The sequence below is a fragment of the Lentzea sp. NBRC 105346 genome, assembly GCF_030269605.1.
Classification (GTDB): Bacteria; Actinomycetota; Actinomycetes; order Mycobacteriales; family Pseudonocardiaceae; genus Lentzea.
This window is the reverse complement of sequence record NZ_BSTQ01000005.1, coordinates 415,535-432,590: the sequence shown is the minus strand read 5'-3', so window position 1 is coordinate 432,590 and position 17,056 is coordinate 415,535. Positions and strand designations below refer to the sequence as shown.

The following is a 17,056-nucleotide window of genomic DNA, read 5'->3' as shown; positions in this document are numbered from 1 at the left end:
GTTGGGCGCTAGTGTTCCTGTCGTGAACCCGTTGCGTGCGTTGATCATGGCCGCGGCTCGCAACGAGGGGGTGCGCGAGCTGGTGGCCAACGCGCCCATCAGCAGAGACGTGGTGCGCCGGTTCGTGGCGGGCGAGTCGACCGAGGACGCCGTGCGCGCGACACGCGAGCTGGGGCTGCCGGTCACGCTCGACTACCTCGGCGAGGACACCACGGACAAGGCGCAGGCCGAGAAGACCGTCGGCGCCTACCTGGAGCTGCTCGACGCGCTGCACGCGGCGGGGCTCGCGGACCGCGCCGAGGTCAGCGTGAAGCTGAGCGCGGTCGGGCAGGCCCTGGACGAGTCGCTCGCGCTGACCAACGCCTCCCGCATCTGCGCGGCCGCCGAGCAGTGCGGCACGACGGTCACGCTCGACATGGAGGACCACACGACCACGGACTCGACACTGCGGGTCCTGGCCGAGCTGCGGCGCACCTGGCCGTCGGTGGGCGCGGTGCTGCAGGCGTACCTGCACCGCACGCTCGACGACTGCAAGGCTCTCGCCACCGAAGGCTCGCGCGTGCGGCTGTGCAAGGGCGCCTACGCCGAACCGCCGGAGGTCGCCTTCACCGACCCGCACGAGGTGGACCTGAACTACGTGCGATGTGTGAACGCTCTCATGTCCGGCGACGGCTACCCGATGTTCGCGACGCACGATCCGCGCCTGATCGAGATCATCGGCGAGCGCGCGCGTTGGTACGACCGGCCGCGAGACTCGTACGAGTACCAGATGCTGTTCGGCATCCGTACCGAGGAACAACGCAAACTAACCGCCCGCGTGTACATCCCGTACGGCGAGCAGTGGTACGGATATCTCATGCGCCGACTCGCGGAACGCCCCGCCAACGTGACCTTCTTCCTGCGGTCACTGGTCAGCCGCTCATGACGTTCACGAAATCCAGCGCGGTCCGGTCGCTCGGCGACGGAACGTTCACGGCCGCGCTGCCGAGCGAGTGGACGGTCGGGCCCAAGCCACACGGAGGGTTCCTCCTGGCGGTGATGACGCGCGCCGCCGTCACGCAGGCCGGGGCGGGCGACCCTCTGGCCGTGAGCGCGCAGTTCCTGCGCACGCCCGAGGTCGGGCCGGTGCTGATCCGCACGGAGATCCGCAAGTCCGGCCGCACGGCGACCGCGGTGACGGCCGTGCTCGAGCAGCGCGGCCAGGTGTGCGTCGAGTCGTCGATCACCGTCGGGCGCATGCCGGAGCAGCGCGCCGATTACGCCGACCTGCCGTCGATCCCCGCTTCGCCACCGCCGGGCGCGGTGGACCTGTCGTCGTTGCCGTCCGCGCAGTTCTACAAGGTCGGCTCGGCGTGCGACGTGCGGGTGGATCCGCAGACCGCGGGGTTCCTGACCGGGCGCACCGACGGGCCGCTCACCCTGAAGCTGTGGGCGCGGCCGCACGAGGAGCAGCCGGACCCGTACTTCACGCTCGTCGCCGGCGACATCTCGATGCCGGTGACGTTCAACCTCGGGCGGTACGGGTGGTCGCCGACCGTGCAGCTGACCGCGCTGCTGCGCGCGAAGCCCGCGCCGGGGTGGTTGCGCATCCACGTGACGTGCCAGGCGGTGCACGGGCAGTGGTTCGACGAGGACGCCACGGTGATCGACTCGGCGGGACGGCTGGTCTGTCAGGCTCGACAGTTGGCGCTCACGCCGGCTGGCTGAACGTCACGCGGGAGCCCCGCGATGCATGACATGCATCGCGGGGCTCCCGCGTGACCGAAGGGGGCGTGGCAAGCTTTACCGCCATGACGAAGATTGCCGTGCTGGGGGCAGGCAAGATCGGTGAGGCGCTGCTCTCCGGCCTGCTGCACGCCGGCCGCAGCGCCGACGACCTCATGTTCACCGAGAAGCACCCGGCCCGTGCCGCCGACCTGGCGAAGCAGTACGGCGTCGAGTCGCTCGACGTGGCGGGCGCGGCGGCCAAGGCCGACGTGCTCATCGTCGCGGTCAAGCCGCAGGACATCGAACCGCTGCTCGAAGAGCTGGGCCCGGTCCTGCGGAAGGGCACGCTGATCGTCTCGCTGTGCGCGGGCCTGCCGACGAACCTGTACGAGCGTCGCCTGCCGGACAGCACGCCGGTGGTGCGGGTCATGCCGAACACGCCGATGCTGGTCGGCGAGGCCATGAGCGCGATCTCCGCGGGCAAGTACGCCACCGACGAGCACCTGAACACGGTCGACGAGCTGCTGAGCTCCGTGGGCAAGGTCGCCCGCGTGCCGGAGAGCCAGCAGGACGCGGTGACCGCGCTGAGCGGCTCCGGCCCGGCGTACTTCTTCTACCTGGTCGAGGCGATGATCGACGCGGGCATCCTGCTCGGCATCCCGCGCGACCTGGCCAGCCGGCTGATCATCCAGTCGGCGGTGGGCGCGGCGGCCATGCTGAACGAGGGCAGCTCGCACCCGGTGATCCTGCGCGAGGCGGTCACGTCGCCCGCGGGCACGACGATCATGGCGATCCGGGAGCTCGAGAAGCACGGGGTGCGCGCCGCGCTGCTGGCCGCGATCGAAAGCGCGCGCGACCGGTCCGTTGAGCTGGGCAAGCAGCACGAGGACTAAATCGGACGTCGCAGGAGTCACACCAGTCCCGCTACTCTCAGGAGAGCACGTGCGTGTCGAACCGTCGGTGGGGAAGACCGACGGCACGACACGTGTCGAAGGATGCGGTGATACATGCCTGCGAAGGAGAACGATCTCGCTCAGGTCCAGTTCCTGACCGTGGCCGAGGTGGCCTCGAAGATGCGTGTTTCGAAGATGACGGTGTACCGCCTGGTGCACTCCGGTGAGCTGCCCGCGGTCCGCGTGGGCAAGTCGTTCCGGGTGCCCGAGAAGGAGGTCTATGCCTACCTCGAGAACGCTTACTACGACGCTGGTTAGGGCGACCGGAAGGCTCCGGGTAAACTGGTAGGCCGTTGCGTGCCTACCGGCGAGTCGTGCTTGACACGAGTCCTGTCTGAGGGAGGCGCGACAGACCCACCAACGTCGAGAGCAAGGGACCCCTTCATGGGCTCGGTCATCAAGAAGCGCCGCAAGCGCATGTCCAAGAAGAAGCACCGCAAGCTGCTGCGCAAGACCCGTGTCCAGCGTAGGAAGCGCGGCAAGTAAGCCCGCGCCGAGCTCTCACCGCCGCCGGTCCCGCCTGGGGCCGGCGGCGGTTGCATTTCAGCATGTGGGAGTTACCGTGAGAACCACGGGAACGGTCGCCGCCGTTCGGGTGATTAGCCCGTAAAGCCTGCGTGACCTGCGTCAAGAGGGCGTTCCGGAACGCGTCAGTCATCAATTCGGCTTGTAGCATCGACCAGTCCCACGCACCTGAGCTTGGAGCCGCATGACGCCCAAGGTCGTCCTCGTCACCGGAGTGAGCCGCTTCCTCGGCGGTCACCTCGCCGCGCGGTTCGCCGCCAACCCGGAGATCGAGCGGGTGCTCGGAGTGGACACCGAGCCGCCGCCTCGTGACCTCCTGCGCCGGATGGGACGGGCGGAGTTCGTCCGCGCCGACATCCGCAACCCGTTGATCGCCAAGGTCATCTCCACCGCGAACGTGGACACCGTCGTGCACGCGTCGGTGACCGCCAACCCGGCCGGGCCCACCGGCCGGACGGTGATGAAGGAGATGAACGTCATCGGCACCATGCAACTGCTGGCCGCGTGCCAGAAGTCGCCGCAGGTGCGCAAGCTCGTCGTCAAGTCCACCAGCGCCGTCTACGGCTCCAGCTCGCGCGACCCCGCGGTCTTCACCGAGGGCATGGGGCCGAAGGACCTGCCGTCCAGCGGGTACGCCAAGGACGCCGTCGAGGTGGAGGGTTACGTCCGCGGGTTCGGCCGCCGCAGGCCGGACGTGCACGTGACCACGCTGCGGTTCACGAACTTCATCGGACCGCGGATCGACACCGTTCTCACCAGGTATTTCGCCCTGCCGGTCGTCCCGACCGTGCTGGGGTACGACGCGAGGGTGCAGCTGCTGCACTCCGAAGACGCGCTCGCCGTGCTGGAGCGCGCGACGATGCACGATCTGCCCGGCGTGTTCAACGTCGGCGGCGACGGGGTATTGCTCCTGTCTCAGGCGATCCGGCGGGCGGGCCGGATCAACCTGCCGGTGCCCAGCGTGGCCGTGCCGACCGTCGGGGGTCTGTTCCGCAGCGCCCGGCTCGTCGACTTCTCGCCGGACCAGATGAGGTTCCTCAACTGGGGGCGTGTCGTCGACACGACTCTGCTCAAGACCGAGTTCGGGTTCACGCCGCGGTGGACCACCCAGCAGGCCTTCGACGACTACGTGAACGGGCGGGGTCTGCGCCCGCTGATCGACCCCGAGCTGGTGGCCGCCGCGGAGCAGACCGTGCTCGCGACCGCCGCCAAGCTCCGCTGACGGAACTTTTTCAAGGAGATGGACGCTGTGGCAGGAGCACGCGTTATCCCACTACACGGTGGCGCCGAACAGGCTCGCCAACGCCGCACCAGACCACAGGTGGAGGTCGTTCCCGAGCCTGAGACAACGGCTGCGGTCGAGGAGACCGCTGCCCCGGACTGGGAACGCAGGCTCGCCGACGTGCTGGCGTTCGCCCGCCGCCGCATCGCGGGCGACTACCAGGTCGACGAGTTCGGGTTCGACCAGGACCTGACCGACAACGTGCTGCTGCCGCCGCTGAAACCGTTGTACGAGAAGTGGTTCCGCGCGGAGACGATCGGGATCCACAACATCCCCGCCACCGGCGGCGCGCTGATCGTCGCGAACCACTCCGGCACGCTGCCGCTCGACGCGCTGATGACGGCCTACGGCATCCACTCCGAGCACCCCAACCAGCGGCACCTCCGCATGCTGGGCGCGGACCTGGTGTTCCGCACGCCCATGCTCGGCGCGCTCGCGCGCAAGTCGGGCCAGACGCTCGCGTGCAACCCGGACGCCGAGCGCCTGATGTCGTCCGGTGAGCTCGTCGGCGTGTGGCCGGAGGGCTTCAAGGGCATCGGCAAGCCGTTCAAGGACCGGTACAAGCTGCAGCGCTTCGGCCGTGGCGGTTTCGTGTCGGCGGCGCTGAAGACCGGGGTGCCGATCATCCCGTGCTCCATCGTGGGCGCGGAGGAGATCTACCCGATGATCGGCGACATCAAGGCGCTGGCGCGGCTCTTCGGGTTCCCGTACTTCCCGGTGACGCCGTTCTTCCCGTTGCTCGGACCGCTGGGCGCGATCCCATTGCCGTCCAAGTGGTACATCGAGTTCGGTGAGCCGATTCGGACGGACGTGTTCGGGGAGAACCCGGCCGAGGACCCCATGCTCGTGTTCAACCTGACGGACCAGGTGCGCGAGACCATCCAGCAGACGCTGTACCGGCTGCTAACCCAGCGGCGCAACGTGTTCCTGGGCTGACCGCGAGTCCCACCTTCGTGCACGGTGAGTCCCACCCTCGGGTCGCCGGAAGGTGGGACACGGGGTGCGGGAAGGTGGGACTCGCGGTCAGCGGCCCTTGCGGCGGTAGGCCAGACCCGCAGCCACGGCGCCGGCCAGCGCGCCGGCGCCGAGCACGCTCGGCACCCCGATCTTGGCCGCTTTGCGCCCGGTCCGGAAGTCGCGGATCTCCCACCCGCGCTTGCGGGAGATCTCCCGGAGCTGCGAGTCCGGATTCACGGCGACCGCGGTGCCGACGGCGGACAGCATCGGCACGTCGTTGGACGAGTCCGAATAGGCCGTGCAGCGCTTGAGGTTCAGGCCCTCCTTGGCCGCCAGCGCGCGCACGGCCTGCGCCTTCGCCTTGCCGTGCAACATGTCCCCGACGAGCCGTCCGGTGTAGACACCGTCGACGTGCTCGGAGACGGTGCCCAGGGCGCCGGTCAGACCCAGCCGCCGGGCGATGATCGTCGCCAGCTCCACCGGCGTGGCGGTGACGAGCCAGACGCGCTGCCCGGCGTCGAGGTGCATCTGCGCGAGGGCCTGCGTCCCGGTCCAGATCCGGTCGGCCATCAGCTCGTCGTAGATCTCCTCACCGAGGGAGACGAGCTCGGCGACCGAGCGGCCCGCGACGAACGACAGCGCCTGCTCCCGGGAGGCCTTCACGGACTCCGGGTCCTCGCGGCCGCCGACGCGGAACTTCAGCTGCTGCCAGATGAAGCCGGCCAGGTCGGACGTCGTGAAGTACTTGCGCGCGGCCAGGCCGCGGGCGAAGTGGAAGATCGACGCGCCCATCATCATCGTGTTGTCCACGTCGAAGAAGGCCGCCGCGGTGAGGTCTGTCGGCACGGTCAGGGAGGCTTCGAGCTCCGGTGCGGCGGCAGCGGCCACGGCGGCTTCCGCCGACGCCTCACCAGCGACCTTCGCCCGCAGGTCGCGTTCAGCCGCGCTCTCCACCTCACGCCTCCGTGACATGGGCCCCAGCCTAGCGATCAGTTGCCGAAACTGATTCCGGGCAGTCCCGGTAACGAGATGCTCGGCAGCGGTAACGGCAACGGGATGGTGATGCCCGGCTGGGTGGACGGAGTGTTCACCGGCGGCAACGGCAGTGGCAGTTGGCCCGGTGTGGTGGGCTGGGCCTGCTGCGGCGGGCTGCCCGGCACCGAGGGCGACGACGTGCCCGACGAGGAGCCCGGCGTGGTCGGGTCCGTCGACGGGATCCGGCTCGACGAGGCGTTCGGGTCGACCACGATCTTCGAGCAGTCCTGGGCGGGCAGCGGGCCGAGGCCGTCGGTCTCGCCGCTGGTGATCGGGGAACAGGCCGTGCGGGCGTCCAGCTCGTCCGCACGCTGCGCGATGCGGCCGAGCAGGGCCAGCGAGCCGTTCGCGCGGTCCACGACGTCCGCGGGCAGCCTGGGGCGCAGCGCGGTCAGCCGGGCGGTCTGGGACTGGGCCCAGTCGCGCAGCGACGCCAGCACGCGGCCGTCGCCGTTCGTGCCGTACGTGGTCAGCTCGCGCGTGCCCTCGGTGGCGTCCGCGTCGTGGTCGGTCAACGCCGTCAGGTGGTCGGAGCTGCGCGCACCGCGCTCGGCCAGGGCTTCCATCTCGGTGATGCGGGCCGCGGCGAACTCGAGGTGCTTGAGCGCGCGGGACTCGTCGTTGAAGACGAACCCGAGCGAGGCCGACTCGGCCGTGCGCTTGACGCCGTAGAGCGGATCACCGGGCAGTGCGTCGCGGCTGAGCAGGACGCTCATGCCCGCGAGCGACATGATGAGGCACAGCACGGCGGCCGCCGCGACTGCTAATCGCGCCCTGGCACTGATCCGGCGGGTGGCGAGCGGGGTCGGCGGTTCGGCGGTGAGGATCCGCTGCCGCATCCGTTCCCTGGTGGCCTGGTCCGGCCCCTCGATCCGCACCTGCTTGAGCAACGCGACGACCGCCAGTTCGTCGCCGAGCTCAGCGGCGTCGTGCGGGCCGCCTTCCACCGCACGGGCGAATCGCTCGTGCTCCCTGTGTCGCCACCGAGGCGTCTGTCTCTTGCCTGCCATCTCGACCCGAGTAACGAAGTTGATCTCGCGTGGGTTACGCGAGTGCGATGATGATCACCGCGGTATTCATCGCAGCCAGCCCGGCAGAATCTGCGCGAGCCGGCGTACTGCCCGGTGTTGCAGTGCCTTGACGGCACCCTCGTTGCGGCCCATCAGTTCCGCCGTCTCCGATACGGACAGACCCTGGATGAACCGAAGGACTATGCATTCCCGCTGGTCATCACCCAATTGGTGGACGCAGCGGAGGAGCTCCGCGTTGGCCGCCTCGGTCATGACCTCGTGCTCGGGGCCCGCCGTGACCTCGCGTTCGTCGGAGAGCTCCGGGGTCGTGATCTCCAGCCGGTACCGGCTGGACTTCACGTGGTCGAACACGATGTTGCGGGCGATCGTCACGAACCACGCGCCGACGTCGCGGCCCTGGTAGGTGACGTTGCCGATGCTGCGCAGCGCGCGCAGGAACGTCTCGCTGGTGACGTCCTCGGCCAGCGCGCGGTCACCGCTCACGCGGAACAGCACGTAGCGGAACACCATGTCGACGTACCGGTCGTAGAGCAGGCCGAACGCGTCGGTGTCACCCTGCTGGGCGGCCTGCACGAGCTGCCACGGCTCGTCTGCGGCGTTGTCGTTCGGACCTCCCGTCGCGGCTCGGGTGGTCCTGATCGTGGTCGGTCTAGCCCTGGCGGTCATCGGCTGGCGGCACCTCCACAGAGTCGCCGTGGCGGCAGCATACGTGTTGTTACTCCGTAGTAGGTAGCGGCGACGTGTCTCGGTTGTGCGACGCCCTTCACGTCGCTTCGTGACGCTGGCCACGCATGGAAGACTGCTCCACGCGTCCAGTTGTTCATGAGGAGGCCATGTTGACTTCCGCTCGCAATGTCGCCGATCTCGTCCGTGCCTCGGCGCGGCGTGGTCCTCAACACGCAGCCCTTATCGACGTGGCGAGCGGCTCTAGTTACACCTGGCAAACCATCGACGCCGCCGTCGACGCTTTCGCCCGCCGTTTGGCCGATTCCGGCGTGGAACCGGGCGACCGAGTGGCAGTACGCCTGCCGACCTCGCCCGAGTTCGCCGTCGCGGTGTTCGGTGTCTTGCGCGCGGGCGGCGTCGTCGTGCCGCTCGGCGGCGGCCAGCCCGCCCGCGAACTGCAGCGCGTCCTCGCCGACTCCGGCGCCGGGATCCTGGTGGGCGACGGCACGGGCTCCGACGCCACGGTGCTGTCCGCGCCCTCGCTGACCGAGCAGGGACCCGAGTTCGAGGCGCTGCGCGGTGGCGAGGATCTCGCGGTGCTCGGCTACACCTCGGGCACGTCCGGCGTCCCGCGCGGCGCGATGCTGTCGCACCGCGCGCTCATCTCGAACGTCGAGCAGTGCGCGTCGCTGCGGCCCGCTCCGGTGAACGCGAGCGACCGGGTGCTGCTGGCGTTGCCGCTGTTCCACGTCTACGGCCTCGGTCCTGGACTCCTGCAGGTCGCGGGCGCGGGTGCGACCGCGGTGCTGTTGGAACGATTCGACGCGACATCCGCGCTGGAAGCAATCGAACAGCACCGGGTCACCACCGTCGTCGGTGTGCCCCCCATGTACCGCGCGCTGCTGTCCACGCCGGCCGAGGACCTCCGCGCGAAACTGGCCACGGTCCGCCTCTTCACCTCCGGCGCGGCCCCGCTCCCGGCGGGCGTCATCGACGAGATGCGGCAGGCGGTCGGCCTGCCGATCCACGAGGGCTACGGCCTCACGGAGACCGGTCCGGTGCTGACGTCGACGCTGGTCGACGGCGTCCCGAAGCCGGGTTCGGTCGGCAAGGCCCTCCCCGGCGTCGAGATCCGGCTCGTCGACACGGACGGTTCGGTGCTGGACCTCGACGAGGACGAGCCGGGCACCGGGCTGGTGTCCGCGCGCGGCGCGAACCTGTTCAGCGGCTACTGGCCCGACGGTGCGCACGGCCCGGACGCCGACGGCTGGTTCCGCACCGGCGACGTCGGCTACTTCGACGCCGAGGGCGACCTGCACCTGGTCGACCGCGCCGGTGACCTGATCATCGTCAACGGCTTCAACGTCTACCCGCACGAGGTCGAGCAGGTGCTGTGCGAGCTGCCCGCCGTGCTTGAGGCCGCTGCCGTCGGGATCCCGGACGAGCGGACCGGTGAGTCGGTGAAGGCCGTGCTGGTGCTGCACGAGGAGGGTTCGCTGACCTCGGACGACGTGGTCGCGCACTGCGCCGAGCGGCTCGCGAAGTTCAAGGTGCCGACGGTCGTCGAGTTCGCGCCCGCGCTGCCGCACTCGCCCACCGGCAAGCTCGCCCGTGCCGTGCTCCGCAAGCCGCTGGGGGCGTGATGCACCACGTGACGATCATGAGCCGCTCCACCTGCCACTCCTGCGACGTGGCGAAGGCCGAGGTGGCGCGGATCTGTGCCGAGCTCGGTGCCACCTGGTCGGTCGAGGATGTGGACACCGATCCCGAGCTGCGGGCCGAGTACGGGGATCGGGTGCCGGTGTTCCTCGTGGACGGCAAGGAACACGGGTACTGGCAGGTGGAGGAGGAGCGGTTGCGGGCCGCGCTGGCCTGATTACCGCTCCCTTACGAACCGGGCGAACCACCGGCCGACGGGTGTCGAATTAAGGGCATGAAGCCCGTGACCGCCGCCCTCGTCGGTGTCCTCGCCGTCGCCGCCGCCCTGGCCGCCGGCCACCTAGTCGGCGCGGTCGTCGGCCTGAGCGCGTCGCCGTTCCTGGCGGTGGGCAACACGGCGATCGACCTGACCCCGAGCTGGCTGAAGGACTTCGCGGTCACCACGTTCGGCACCTACGACAAGGTGGTGCTGCTGACCGGCATGGCCGTGGTGATCATCGCCGCGGCGGCCGCGGCGGGCCTGGCATCGAGGCGGACCCCGACGCCGGGAACGATCGTCGCCATCGCGCTGGGGCTCCTGGGCGTGGCGGCGGTCCTGGCCCGCCCGGACGTCGGGCAGCTGGGCGTCCTGGCACCCGTGACCAGCGTCTTCGTCGGCGTGTGGGCGTTCCGGTGGTTGCACAGGAAGGCCACCGAGGAGCCCGAGGCCGGCAACCGCCGGGAGTTCCTCGCGATCGCCGGTGCGGCGGCGGTGGCCGGTGCCGCCGGGCACCTGTTCGGCAACCGGGTGGACGTGCAGAGCTCGCGCGAGGCCATCGGTGAGATCAAGGCGAAGACGCCCGCGAAGCCCATCCCGGTCAACGCCGACTTCGCCAAGGACGGGTCGCCCACCTTCATCACGTCCAACCGGGACTTCTACCGGATCGACACCGCGCTGACCGTGCCCCGCATCAGGGCCGAGGAGTGGTCGCTGCGGGTGCACGGGATGGTCGACAACCCGTTCGTCCTGCGGTTCGACGACATCCGCAAGCGCGACCTGGTCGAGGAGACGGTCACGCTGACCTGCGTCTCCAACGAGGTGGGCGGCCCGTACATCTCGACGGCGAACTTCATCGGCGTCCCGATCCGGGACGTCCTCACCGAGGCCAGGGTCAAGGCCGGCGCCGACCAGCTGTTCAGCACCAGCCAGGACGGCTTCACCGCGGGCAGCCCGCTGGACTACGTGCTCGAACGCGGCATGATCGCGATCGGGATGAACGGCGAGGCCCTCCCGCAGGAGCACGGCTTCCCGGCCCGGCTCGTCGTTCCAGGTCTCTACGGGTACGTCAGCGCCACGAAGTGGGTCACCGACCTCAACGTCACGACGTTCGCCAAGGAACAGGGCTACTGGATCCCGCGCGGCTGGGCGGCGAAGGCGCCGATCAAGACGATGTCGCGGATCGACCGGCCCAGGGGGCTCGCCAGGACGCCGAGCAAGACCGTGGTCGCGGGTACCGCCTGGGCGCAGCCGAAGGGCGTCGCGAAGGTGGAGATCCGCGTCGACGGCGGGCCGTGGCAGGAGACCGAGCTGGGCGCGGACGTCAGCGACAGCACCTGGCGGATGTGGCGCAAGGAGCTCGACCTGCCCAAGGGCAGCCACACCGTCGAGTGCCGCGCGACCGACAAATCCGGGTTCACGCAGGACCAGGCACGTGTCGCGCCGGTCCCCGACGGTGCCACCGGGTGGCACTCGATCTCGTTCACCGTCGAGTAGCCCGATCGGGTAATACCCGAACCGATCATGAAGTCACTTCGAATGTTTTAGTGAACATCGAAACATTCAAGGAGTGATCCCCGTGCGGAAGACCCTTGCGGTTCTCGGCGCCCTGGCGGCACTGACGGCGTGTAGCAGCAACGACATGGCCTCGACCACCAGCAGCGCCAACACCCCAAGCACCACGATGAGCAAGGCCGCGGACGGTGTGACGAAGACGACCGACGTGTTCGGTCCCGGCTGTGCGGGCGTGCCTCAGGACCCGGCGGACAAGGGGTCCTTGCAGGGCATGGCGATGGATCCGGTCGCCACGGCCGCGAGCAACAACCCGCTGCTCACGAAGCTGGTGGCGGCGGTGAAGGCGACCAACCTGGTCGACACGCTCAACTCGCAGGAGGCGATCACCGTCTTCGCGCCCGCCGACCCGGCGTTCGCCGCGCTGGGCGACGCGAAGTTCGCCGAGCTCGCCGGCAACCCGGCGCAGCTGACCCCGATCCTGCAGTACCACGTGGTCGGCAAGCGCTACGACGCCAAGGGCCTGGAGCAGGCTGGCACGGTCAAGGCGCTCAACGGCGGTGAGCTCAAGATCGCGGGCAGCGGCGACAACCTGACGGTCAACGGAGCCCCGGTGCTCTGCGGCAACATCCCGACCAAGAACGCCACCGTGTTCGTCATCGGCAAGGTCCTCACGCCCTGACCCGATCGAGCTGAACCAATCGAGACGGGAGCCCTGTGTGAACATGCAGGGCTCCTGGGTGTCACCCCATCGGGCACCCTCTGTGACCAGCGATCAGCCGACTTTGTGCATGCGTTCACAAGCGGTACGGTGTGTGCATCACTCCGCGGAAAGGTCTCCCGCGGATACGCACACCCTGAGGAGCAAGCAGCGTGGCATCACAGCGGGGCGAAGGTGATCTGACCACCCCACTGGAGCCTGCCGACCGGGAACGGGCCCGAGCCATTCCCGAGGCGGCCGTCGCGCGGCTCGCCGTGTACCTCCGCGTCCTGTCCGGCATGGCCGACCAGGGTGTGACCACCGTCTCCAGCGAGGAACTGAGCACGGCCGCCGGGGTCAACTCGGCGAAGCTCCGCAAGGACCTCAGCTACATCGGCTCGTACGGCACGCGGGGCGTCGGCTACGACGTCGAGGTGCTCGTCAGCCACATCGAACGGATCCTCGGACTGACCCGCAAGCACTCCGTCGCGGTCGTCGGGATCGGTAACCTTGGTCACGCTCTGGCCAACTACGGCGGCTTCCCCGGACGAGGGTTTCCCGTCACCGCGCTCTTCGACGTCGACGACGATCTCGTAGGTGTGCCGGTAGGAGGCATACCTGTCAACCACATCGAGGACATCCAGCGCGTCTGCGCCGAGCGAGAGGTCTCGATCGGCGTCATCGCCACGCCCCCGCCCGCCGCGCAGGGCGTCTGCGACCGTTTGGTATCTGCGGGCGTCCAGTGCATCCTGAACTTCGCACCCGTTGTCCTCCAGGTTCCGGACAACGTCGAGGTGCGCAAGGTCGATCTGGCGGTCGAGATGCAGATTCTCTCGTTCCACGTGGCGCGCCGGGCCGACGAAGCAGCTAACGACCTGGTGAACGGAATCGGTGTGGACGGGATGGTGATTCGCCCGTGAGCGTGAGCCGGATGGCTCCGGGAGACGTGGTGACAGCATGAGTGTGCTCGTCGTCGGTCTCTCGCACCGCACCGCCCCGGTCCCCGTCCTCGAACGCGTCACCGTGGCCGAACCCGACCTGCCGAAGGTGCTCGAGCAGCTGCTGCAGAGCGCTAGCGTCTCCGAGGCGATGGTCCTGTCGACCTGCAACCGGGTCGAGGTCTACGCCGTCGTCGAGACGTTCCACGGCGGCATGTCCGAGGTGGTCGACACCCTCGCCAGGCACGCCCAGGTCGACGCCAACACGCTTTACGAGCACTTTTACGTGCATTACGCGGCCGCGGCCGTCGAGCACCTGTTCAGCGTCGCCGCCGGCCTCGACTCGATGGTCGTCGGCGAGTCGCAGATCATCGGTCAGCTCCGGCACGCCTACGCCGCCGCGGCCGAGGCGGGCACCGTCGGCAGGACGATGCACGAGCTCACCCAGAACGCCCTGCGCGTGGGGAAGCGGGTGCACACCGACACCGACATCGACCACGCGGGCGCGTCGGTCGTGTCCGAGGCCCTGGCCGACGCCGAGGCCGAGCTCGGCACCCTCGTCGGCCGCCGCGCGCTGCTCGTCGGCGCCGGCGCGATGGGCGGGCTGGCCGCCGCGTACCTGCGCCGGGCGGACATCGGCGAGGTCGTCATCGCCAACCGCACGCCGGCCAACGGCGCGCGCCTGGCCGCCGCCATGCAGACGGAGGGCGTGCCCGCGATCGCGGTCGGCCTCGGTGACCTGGCCGACGAGATCGCGAAGGCCGACGTGCTGTTCGCGTGCACCGGCTCGACCGACGTCGTCGTGCCCTTGTCGGCCATCGCCGCACGGACGAAGCCGCTGGTCGTGTGCGACCTCGGTCTGCCCAAGGATGTCGACCCCGCGGCGGCCGAGCTGGCCGGCGTGCGGGTCGTGGACCTCGAGACGCTGCAGCGCCGGCTGACCGACGCCCCCGCGGGCCGCGACACCCGGCGGGCCGCCGAGATCGTCGCGGACGAGGTCAGGTCCTACCTGGCGACGCAGCGGTCCGCCGAGGTCACGCCGACCGTCACGGCGCTGCGCAAGCGCGCCGCCGAGGTCGTGGACGCCGAGCTGCTGCGCCTGGACTCGCGGCTGCCCGAGCTGGACGCGGCCGTGCGCGGCGAGCTGCAGAAGACCGTGCGGCGCGTCGTCGACAAGCTGTTGCACACGCCGACCGTGCGCGTGAAGGAGCTCGCCTCCTCGCCCGGCGGCACGGAGTACGCGGAGGCGCTCCGCGAGCTCTTCGGGCTCGACCCCGCGGCGCCCGCCGCGGTGTCCACTGTGGATGGTGACAAGCGGTGACCCGCACCCTGAGGATCGGTACCCGCGGCAGCGCGCTCGCGCTGGCCCAGACGGGGACCGTGGCCGACGCGTTGAAGCGCGCGGGCGCCGACGTCGAGATCAAGGTGATCAAGACGCCGGGCGACCTGTCGGACGCGCCCATCGCGCAGATCGGCATCGGCGTCTTCACGTCCGCGTTGCGCGACGCGCTGGCGCTGGGCGAGATCGACATCGCCGTCCACTCCTACAAGGACCTTCCGACGAAGCCGGACCCGCGGCTCGTGCTCGCGGCCGTGCCGCAGCGCGAGGACCCGCGTGACGCGCTCGTCGCCCGCGACGGATTGACGCTCGGCGAGCTGCCGAACGGGTCCACTGTGGGCACCGGCTCCCCGCGCCGCGCCGCGCAGCTCGAGGCGCTGGGCCTCGGCCTGAACGTGGTTCCGTTGCGCGGCAACGTGGACACCCGCATCGGCAAGGTCACCAAGGGCGAGCTCGACGCCGTGGTGCTGGCTCGTGCCGGCATCGCGCGCCTCGGTCGCGCTGCGGAGATCACCGAGACGCTGGAGCCCATCCAGATGCTTCCCGCGCCCGCACAGGGCGCGTTGGCAGTCGAGTGCCGGATCGACGATGTCGACGCCGAGCACCTGATTCAGTCCACTTTGGACGATCCGGCCAGCCGGGCCGCTGTGACCGCCGAGCGGGCCATGCTGGCCGCGCTCGAAGCGGGCTGCAGTGCGCCGGTCGGCGCGCTGGCCGACGTGGTGGAAGATCTCGACGACGAGGGCAAGGTCGTGTACCGCCTCTCGTTGCGCGGGGTCGCTGCGACGCCGGAGAACGCCCTTCTCCGCGCGTCCGCCACCGGTGACTTGACCGAAGCTGAGGAGCTCGGCCGGGCGCTGGCCGCCGAGTTGCTCGACCTCGGGGCCGCGGTGCTCAGCGGCCCAGAGGCGTAATCGATGGGGAGTGCCCTGATGACCCGCGCACGCAAGACCCCCGGCCGCATCGCTTTCGTGGGCTCCGGCCCCGGCGACACCGGGTTGCTCACCGTACGGGCCCACGATTTGCTCACCAGGGCGGAGCTCGTGGTCACGGACCCCGACGTCCCCGCTGAGGTCGTCGCGACGGTGGCCGAGGGTGTCGAGGTGCGTCCGGCCGTGGGCGAGTCCGCGGACGTGGCGAAGGACCTGGTGACCGAGGCGAAGAACGGTCACCTCGTGGTCCGGCTCGTCGCCGGCGACCCGCTGCTGCTCGACTCGGTGGTGAAGGAGGCGCAGGCCGTCGCGAAGACGTCGATCCCGTTCGACGTCGTGCCCGGCGTGCCGTCCGCGACCGCAGTCCCCGCGTACGCGGGTGCCGCGCTCGGCGCCGTGCACACCGAGGCCGACGTTCGCGCCGTGACCGACTGGGCGGGCCTGGCGTCGTCGCCCGGCACGCTCGTGTTGCACGCGACCGGCAGCCACCTGGCCGAGGCCGCGTCCAACCTGGTCGAACACGGCCTCGCGCCGCAGACCCCGGTCGCGGTGACCGCCGAAGGCACCGGCTTCCAGCAGCGGACGATCGACACGACGCTCGCGTCGGTCGCGGCCGACGCGGGTGAGCTCAACGGCCCGCTCGTGGTCACGGTCGGCGCTGCCGCCGCCGCGCGTTCGAAGCTCTCCTGGTGGGAGTCGCGCGCGCTGTACGGCTGGCGCGTGCTGGTCCCGCGGACCAAGGAGCAGGCGGGCGCGATGAGCGACCGGCTGCACAGCCACGGCGCGATCGCGGTCGAGGTCCCGACCATCTCGGTCGAGCCGCCGCGCAGCCCCGCGCAGATGGAGCGCTCGGTCAAGGGCCTGGTCGACGGCCGCTACCAGTGGGTCGTCTTCACCTCGACCAACGCCGTGCGCGCGGTGTGGGAGAAGTTCCGCGAGTTCGGTCTGGACGCCCGCGCGTTCTCCGGCGTGAAGATCGCCTGCGTCGGCGAGGCCACGGCCGCGAAGGTGCGCTCGTTCGGCATCATCCCCGAGCTCGTGCCGTCCGGTGAGCAGTCCAGCGAGGGCCTGCTGAACGACTTCCCGCCGTACGACGACATCCTGGACCCGGTCGACCGCGTGCTGCTGCCGCGCGCCGACATCGCCACCGAGACGCTGGCCGCGGGCTTGCGCGAGCGTGGCTGGGAGATCGACGACGTGACGGCCTACCGCACCGTGCGTGCGGCGCCGCCGCCCGCCGAGACCCGCGAGATGATCAAGTCCGGTGGCTTCGACGCGGTGTGCTTCACCTCGTCGTCGACCGTGCGGAACCTGGTCGGCATCGCGGGCAAGCCGCACGCCCGCACGCTCGTCGCGTGCATCGGCCCGCAGACCGCCGAGACCGCTCGGGAGTTCGGCCTCCGCGTCGACGTGCAGCCCGAGGAGGCGAACGTCCCGGCGCTGGTCGACGCGCTGGCCGCGCACGCCGCCCGCCTGCGCGCCGAGGGAGCGCTGCCGCCCCCGCGCAAGACCAAGCGTCTGCGCCGTTCCTAACTGAAATGCTATGAAGGGAGCTTTCCAAGCG

18 protein-coding genes are annotated in these 17,056 nt (G+C 70.1%); 15 read left to right on the top strand and 3 right to left on the bottom strand.

What is annotated here, in order from left to right:
• The first annotated feature begins 22 nt into the window (after positions 1-22).
• From QSK35_RS14310 to QSK35_RS14280, 7 genes are all read left to right on the top strand, one after another.
• A complete protein-coding gene (locus QSK35_RS14310; RefSeq protein WP_285746070.1) occupies positions 23-925 on the top strand; it encodes a proline dehydrogenase family protein in 903 nt (300 codons plus the stop codon).
• The gene (locus QSK35_RS14305; protein WP_285746068.1) at positions 922-1,707 is read left to right on the top strand and encodes a thioesterase family protein; all 786 of its coding nucleotides are present in this window, start codon (positions 922-924) and stop codon (positions 1,705-1,707) included. Before QSK35_RS14310 ends, QSK35_RS14305 begins: the two co-directional genes overlap by 4 nt.
• Before the next feature lie 83 nt (positions 1,708-1,790).
• The gene (proC, locus tag QSK35_RS14300; protein WP_285746066.1) at positions 1,791-2,600 is read left to right on the top strand and encodes a pyrroline-5-carboxylate reductase; all 810 of its coding nucleotides are present in this window, start codon (positions 1,791-1,793) and stop codon (positions 2,598-2,600) included.
• Positions 2,601-2,714: 114 nt separating this feature from the next.
• A complete protein-coding gene (locus QSK35_RS14295) occupies positions 2,715-2,918 on the top strand; it encodes a helix-turn-helix domain-containing protein (RefSeq protein WP_285746064.1) in 204 nt (67 codons plus the stop codon).
• 126 nt (positions 2,919-3,044) lie between these two features.
• Positions 3,045-3,146 (top strand): 30S ribosomal protein bS22, encoded by a 102-nt coding sequence (locus tag QSK35_RS14290; protein ID WP_015105422.1) that lies wholly within the window; start codon positions 3,045-3,047, stop codon positions 3,144-3,146.
• A gap of 223 nt (positions 3,147-3,369) precedes the next feature.
• Positions 3,370-4,407 carry an NAD-dependent epimerase/dehydratase family protein gene (locus tag QSK35_RS14285; RefSeq protein WP_285746062.1) on the top strand — a complete coding sequence of 346 codons (1,038 nt, stop codon included), beginning with the start codon at positions 3,370-3,372 and terminating at the stop codon, positions 4,405-4,407.
• Between the two features lie 18 nt (positions 4,408-4,425).
• On the top strand, positions 4,426-5,403 hold the full coding sequence (locus tag QSK35_RS14280) for a lysophospholipid acyltransferase family protein (protein ID WP_285746059.1): 978 nt from the start codon (positions 4,426-4,428) through the stop codon (positions 5,401-5,403).
• An 87-nt stretch (positions 5,404-5,490) separates the two neighbouring features.
• Here the strand turns inward: QSK35_RS14280 and QSK35_RS14275 are convergent, their stop codons facing one another.
• The 3 genes from QSK35_RS14275 to QSK35_RS14265 all read right to left on the bottom strand — a co-directional run bounded on the left by QSK35_RS14275 (position 5,491) and on the right by QSK35_RS14265 (position 8,156).
• On the bottom strand, positions 5,491-6,396 hold the full coding sequence (locus tag QSK35_RS14275) for an HAD family hydrolase (protein WP_352243837.1): 906 nt from the start codon (positions 6,394-6,396) through the stop codon (positions 5,491-5,493).
• A 17-nt stretch (positions 6,397-6,413) separates the two neighbouring features.
• A complete protein-coding gene (locus tag QSK35_RS42715) occupies positions 6,414-7,469 on the bottom strand; it encodes a DUF5667 domain-containing protein (protein WP_352243835.1) in 1,056 nt (351 codons plus the stop codon).
• 66 nt (positions 7,470-7,535) lie between these two features.
• Positions 7,536-8,156, bottom strand: coding sequence for a sigma-70 family RNA polymerase sigma factor (locus QSK35_RS14265; RefSeq protein ID WP_285746058.1), 621 nt, complete (start codon positions 8,154-8,156; stop codon positions 7,536-7,538).
• Positions 8,157-8,323: 167 nt separating this feature from the next.
• Between QSK35_RS14265 and QSK35_RS14260 the strand changes: the two genes are divergently transcribed.
• The 8 genes from QSK35_RS14260 (at position 8,324) to QSK35_RS14225 (ending at position 17,025) form a co-directional block, all read left to right on the top strand.
• Positions 8,324-9,799 carry an AMP-binding protein gene (locus QSK35_RS14260; RefSeq protein ID WP_285746056.1) on the top strand — a complete coding sequence of 492 codons (1,476 nt, stop codon included), beginning with the start codon at positions 8,324-8,326 and terminating at the stop codon, positions 9,797-9,799.
• A complete protein-coding gene (locus tag QSK35_RS14255) occupies positions 9,799-10,032 on the top strand; it encodes a glutaredoxin family protein (RefSeq protein WP_285746143.1) in 234 nt (77 codons plus the stop codon). Before QSK35_RS14260 ends, QSK35_RS14255 begins: the two co-directional genes overlap by 1 nt.
• Before the next feature lie 57 nt (positions 10,033-10,089).
• Entirely contained in the window at positions 10,090-11,568 is a 1,479-nt protein-coding gene (locus QSK35_RS14250; protein ID WP_285746054.1) for a molybdopterin-dependent oxidoreductase, read from the top strand.
• Between the two features lie 145 nt (positions 11,569-11,713).
• The gene (locus tag QSK35_RS14245; protein ID WP_285746141.1) at positions 11,714-12,265 is read left to right on the top strand and encodes a fasciclin domain-containing protein; all 552 of its coding nucleotides are present in this window, start codon (positions 11,714-11,716) and stop codon (positions 12,263-12,265) included.
• 191 nt (positions 12,266-12,456) lie between these two features.
• On the top strand, positions 12,457-13,203 hold the full coding sequence (locus QSK35_RS14240) for a redox-sensing transcriptional repressor Rex (protein ID WP_502881651.1): 747 nt from the start codon (positions 12,457-12,459) through the stop codon (positions 13,201-13,203).
• Positions 13,204-13,240: 37 nt separating this feature from the next.
• Positions 13,241-14,542: a glutamyl-tRNA reductase gene (locus QSK35_RS14235; protein ID WP_285746052.1), complete on the top strand. Its 1,302-nt coding sequence runs from the start codon at positions 13,241-13,243 to the stop codon at positions 14,540-14,542.
• Positions 14,539-15,474 (top strand): hydroxymethylbilane synthase, encoded by a 936-nt coding sequence (gene hemC, locus QSK35_RS14230; protein ID WP_285746050.1) that lies wholly within the window; start codon positions 14,539-14,541, stop codon positions 15,472-15,474. The genes QSK35_RS14235 and hemC overlap by 4 nt, the downstream gene beginning before the upstream one ends.
• Before the next feature lie 18 nt (positions 15,475-15,492).
• Positions 15,493-17,025, top strand: a complete 1,533-nt coding sequence (locus QSK35_RS14225; protein WP_285746048.1) for a bifunctional uroporphyrinogen-III C-methyltransferase/uroporphyrinogen-III synthase — start codon at positions 15,493-15,495, stop codon at positions 17,023-17,025.
• Positions 17,026-17,056 lie beyond the last annotated feature (31 nt).

Bases quoted from the DNA above. Each gene is read 5' to 3' on its own strand.
- QSK35_RS14305 (WP_285746068.1), top strand. From the start codon at position 922: ATGACGTTCACGAAATCCAGCGCGGTCCGGTCGCTCGGCGACGGAACG.
- proC (WP_285746066.1), top strand. From the start codon at position 1,791: ATGACGAAGATTGCCGTGCTGGGGGCAGGCAAGATCGGTGAGGCGCTG.
- QSK35_RS14295 (WP_285746064.1), top strand. From the start codon at position 2,715: ATGCCTGCGAAGGAGAACGATCTCGCTCAGGTCCAGTTCCTGACCGTG.
- QSK35_RS14290 (WP_015105422.1), top strand. From the start codon at position 3,045: ATGGGCTCGGTCATCAAGAAGCGCCGCAAGCGCATGTCCAAGAAGAAG.
- QSK35_RS14285 (WP_285746062.1), top strand. From the start codon at position 3,370: ATGACGCCCAAGGTCGTCCTCGTCACCGGAGTGAGCCGCTTCCTCGGC.
- QSK35_RS14280 (WP_285746059.1), top strand. From the start codon at position 4,426: ATGGACGCTGTGGCAGGAGCACGCGTTATCCCACTACACGGTGGCGCC.
- QSK35_RS14275 (WP_352243837.1), bottom strand. From the start codon at position 6,396: ATGTCACGGAGGCGTGAGGTGGAGAGCGCGGCTGAACGCGACCTGCGG.
- QSK35_RS42715 (WP_352243835.1), bottom strand. From the start codon at position 7,469: ATGGCAGGCAAGAGACAGACGCCTCGGTGGCGACACAGGGAGCACGAG.
- QSK35_RS14265 (WP_285746058.1), bottom strand. From the start codon at position 8,156: ATGACCGCCAGGGCTAGACCGACCACGATCAGGACCACCCGAGCCGCG.
- QSK35_RS14260 (WP_285746056.1), top strand. From the start codon at position 8,324: ATGTTGACTTCCGCTCGCAATGTCGCCGATCTCGTCCGTGCCTCGGCG.
- QSK35_RS14255 (WP_285746143.1), top strand. From the start codon at position 9,799: ATGCACCACGTGACGATCATGAGCCGCTCCACCTGCCACTCCTGCGAC.
- QSK35_RS14250 (WP_285746054.1), top strand. From the start codon at position 10,090: ATGAAGCCCGTGACCGCCGCCCTCGTCGGTGTCCTCGCCGTCGCCGCC.
- QSK35_RS14245 (WP_285746141.1), top strand. From the start codon at position 11,714: ATGGCCTCGACCACCAGCAGCGCCAACACCCCAAGCACCACGATGAGC.
- QSK35_RS14235 (WP_285746052.1), top strand. From the start codon at position 13,241: ATGAGTGTGCTCGTCGTCGGTCTCTCGCACCGCACCGCCCCGGTCCCC.
- QSK35_RS14225 (WP_285746048.1), top strand. From the start codon at position 15,493: ATGACCCGCGCACGCAAGACCCCCGGCCGCATCGCTTTCGTGGGCTCC.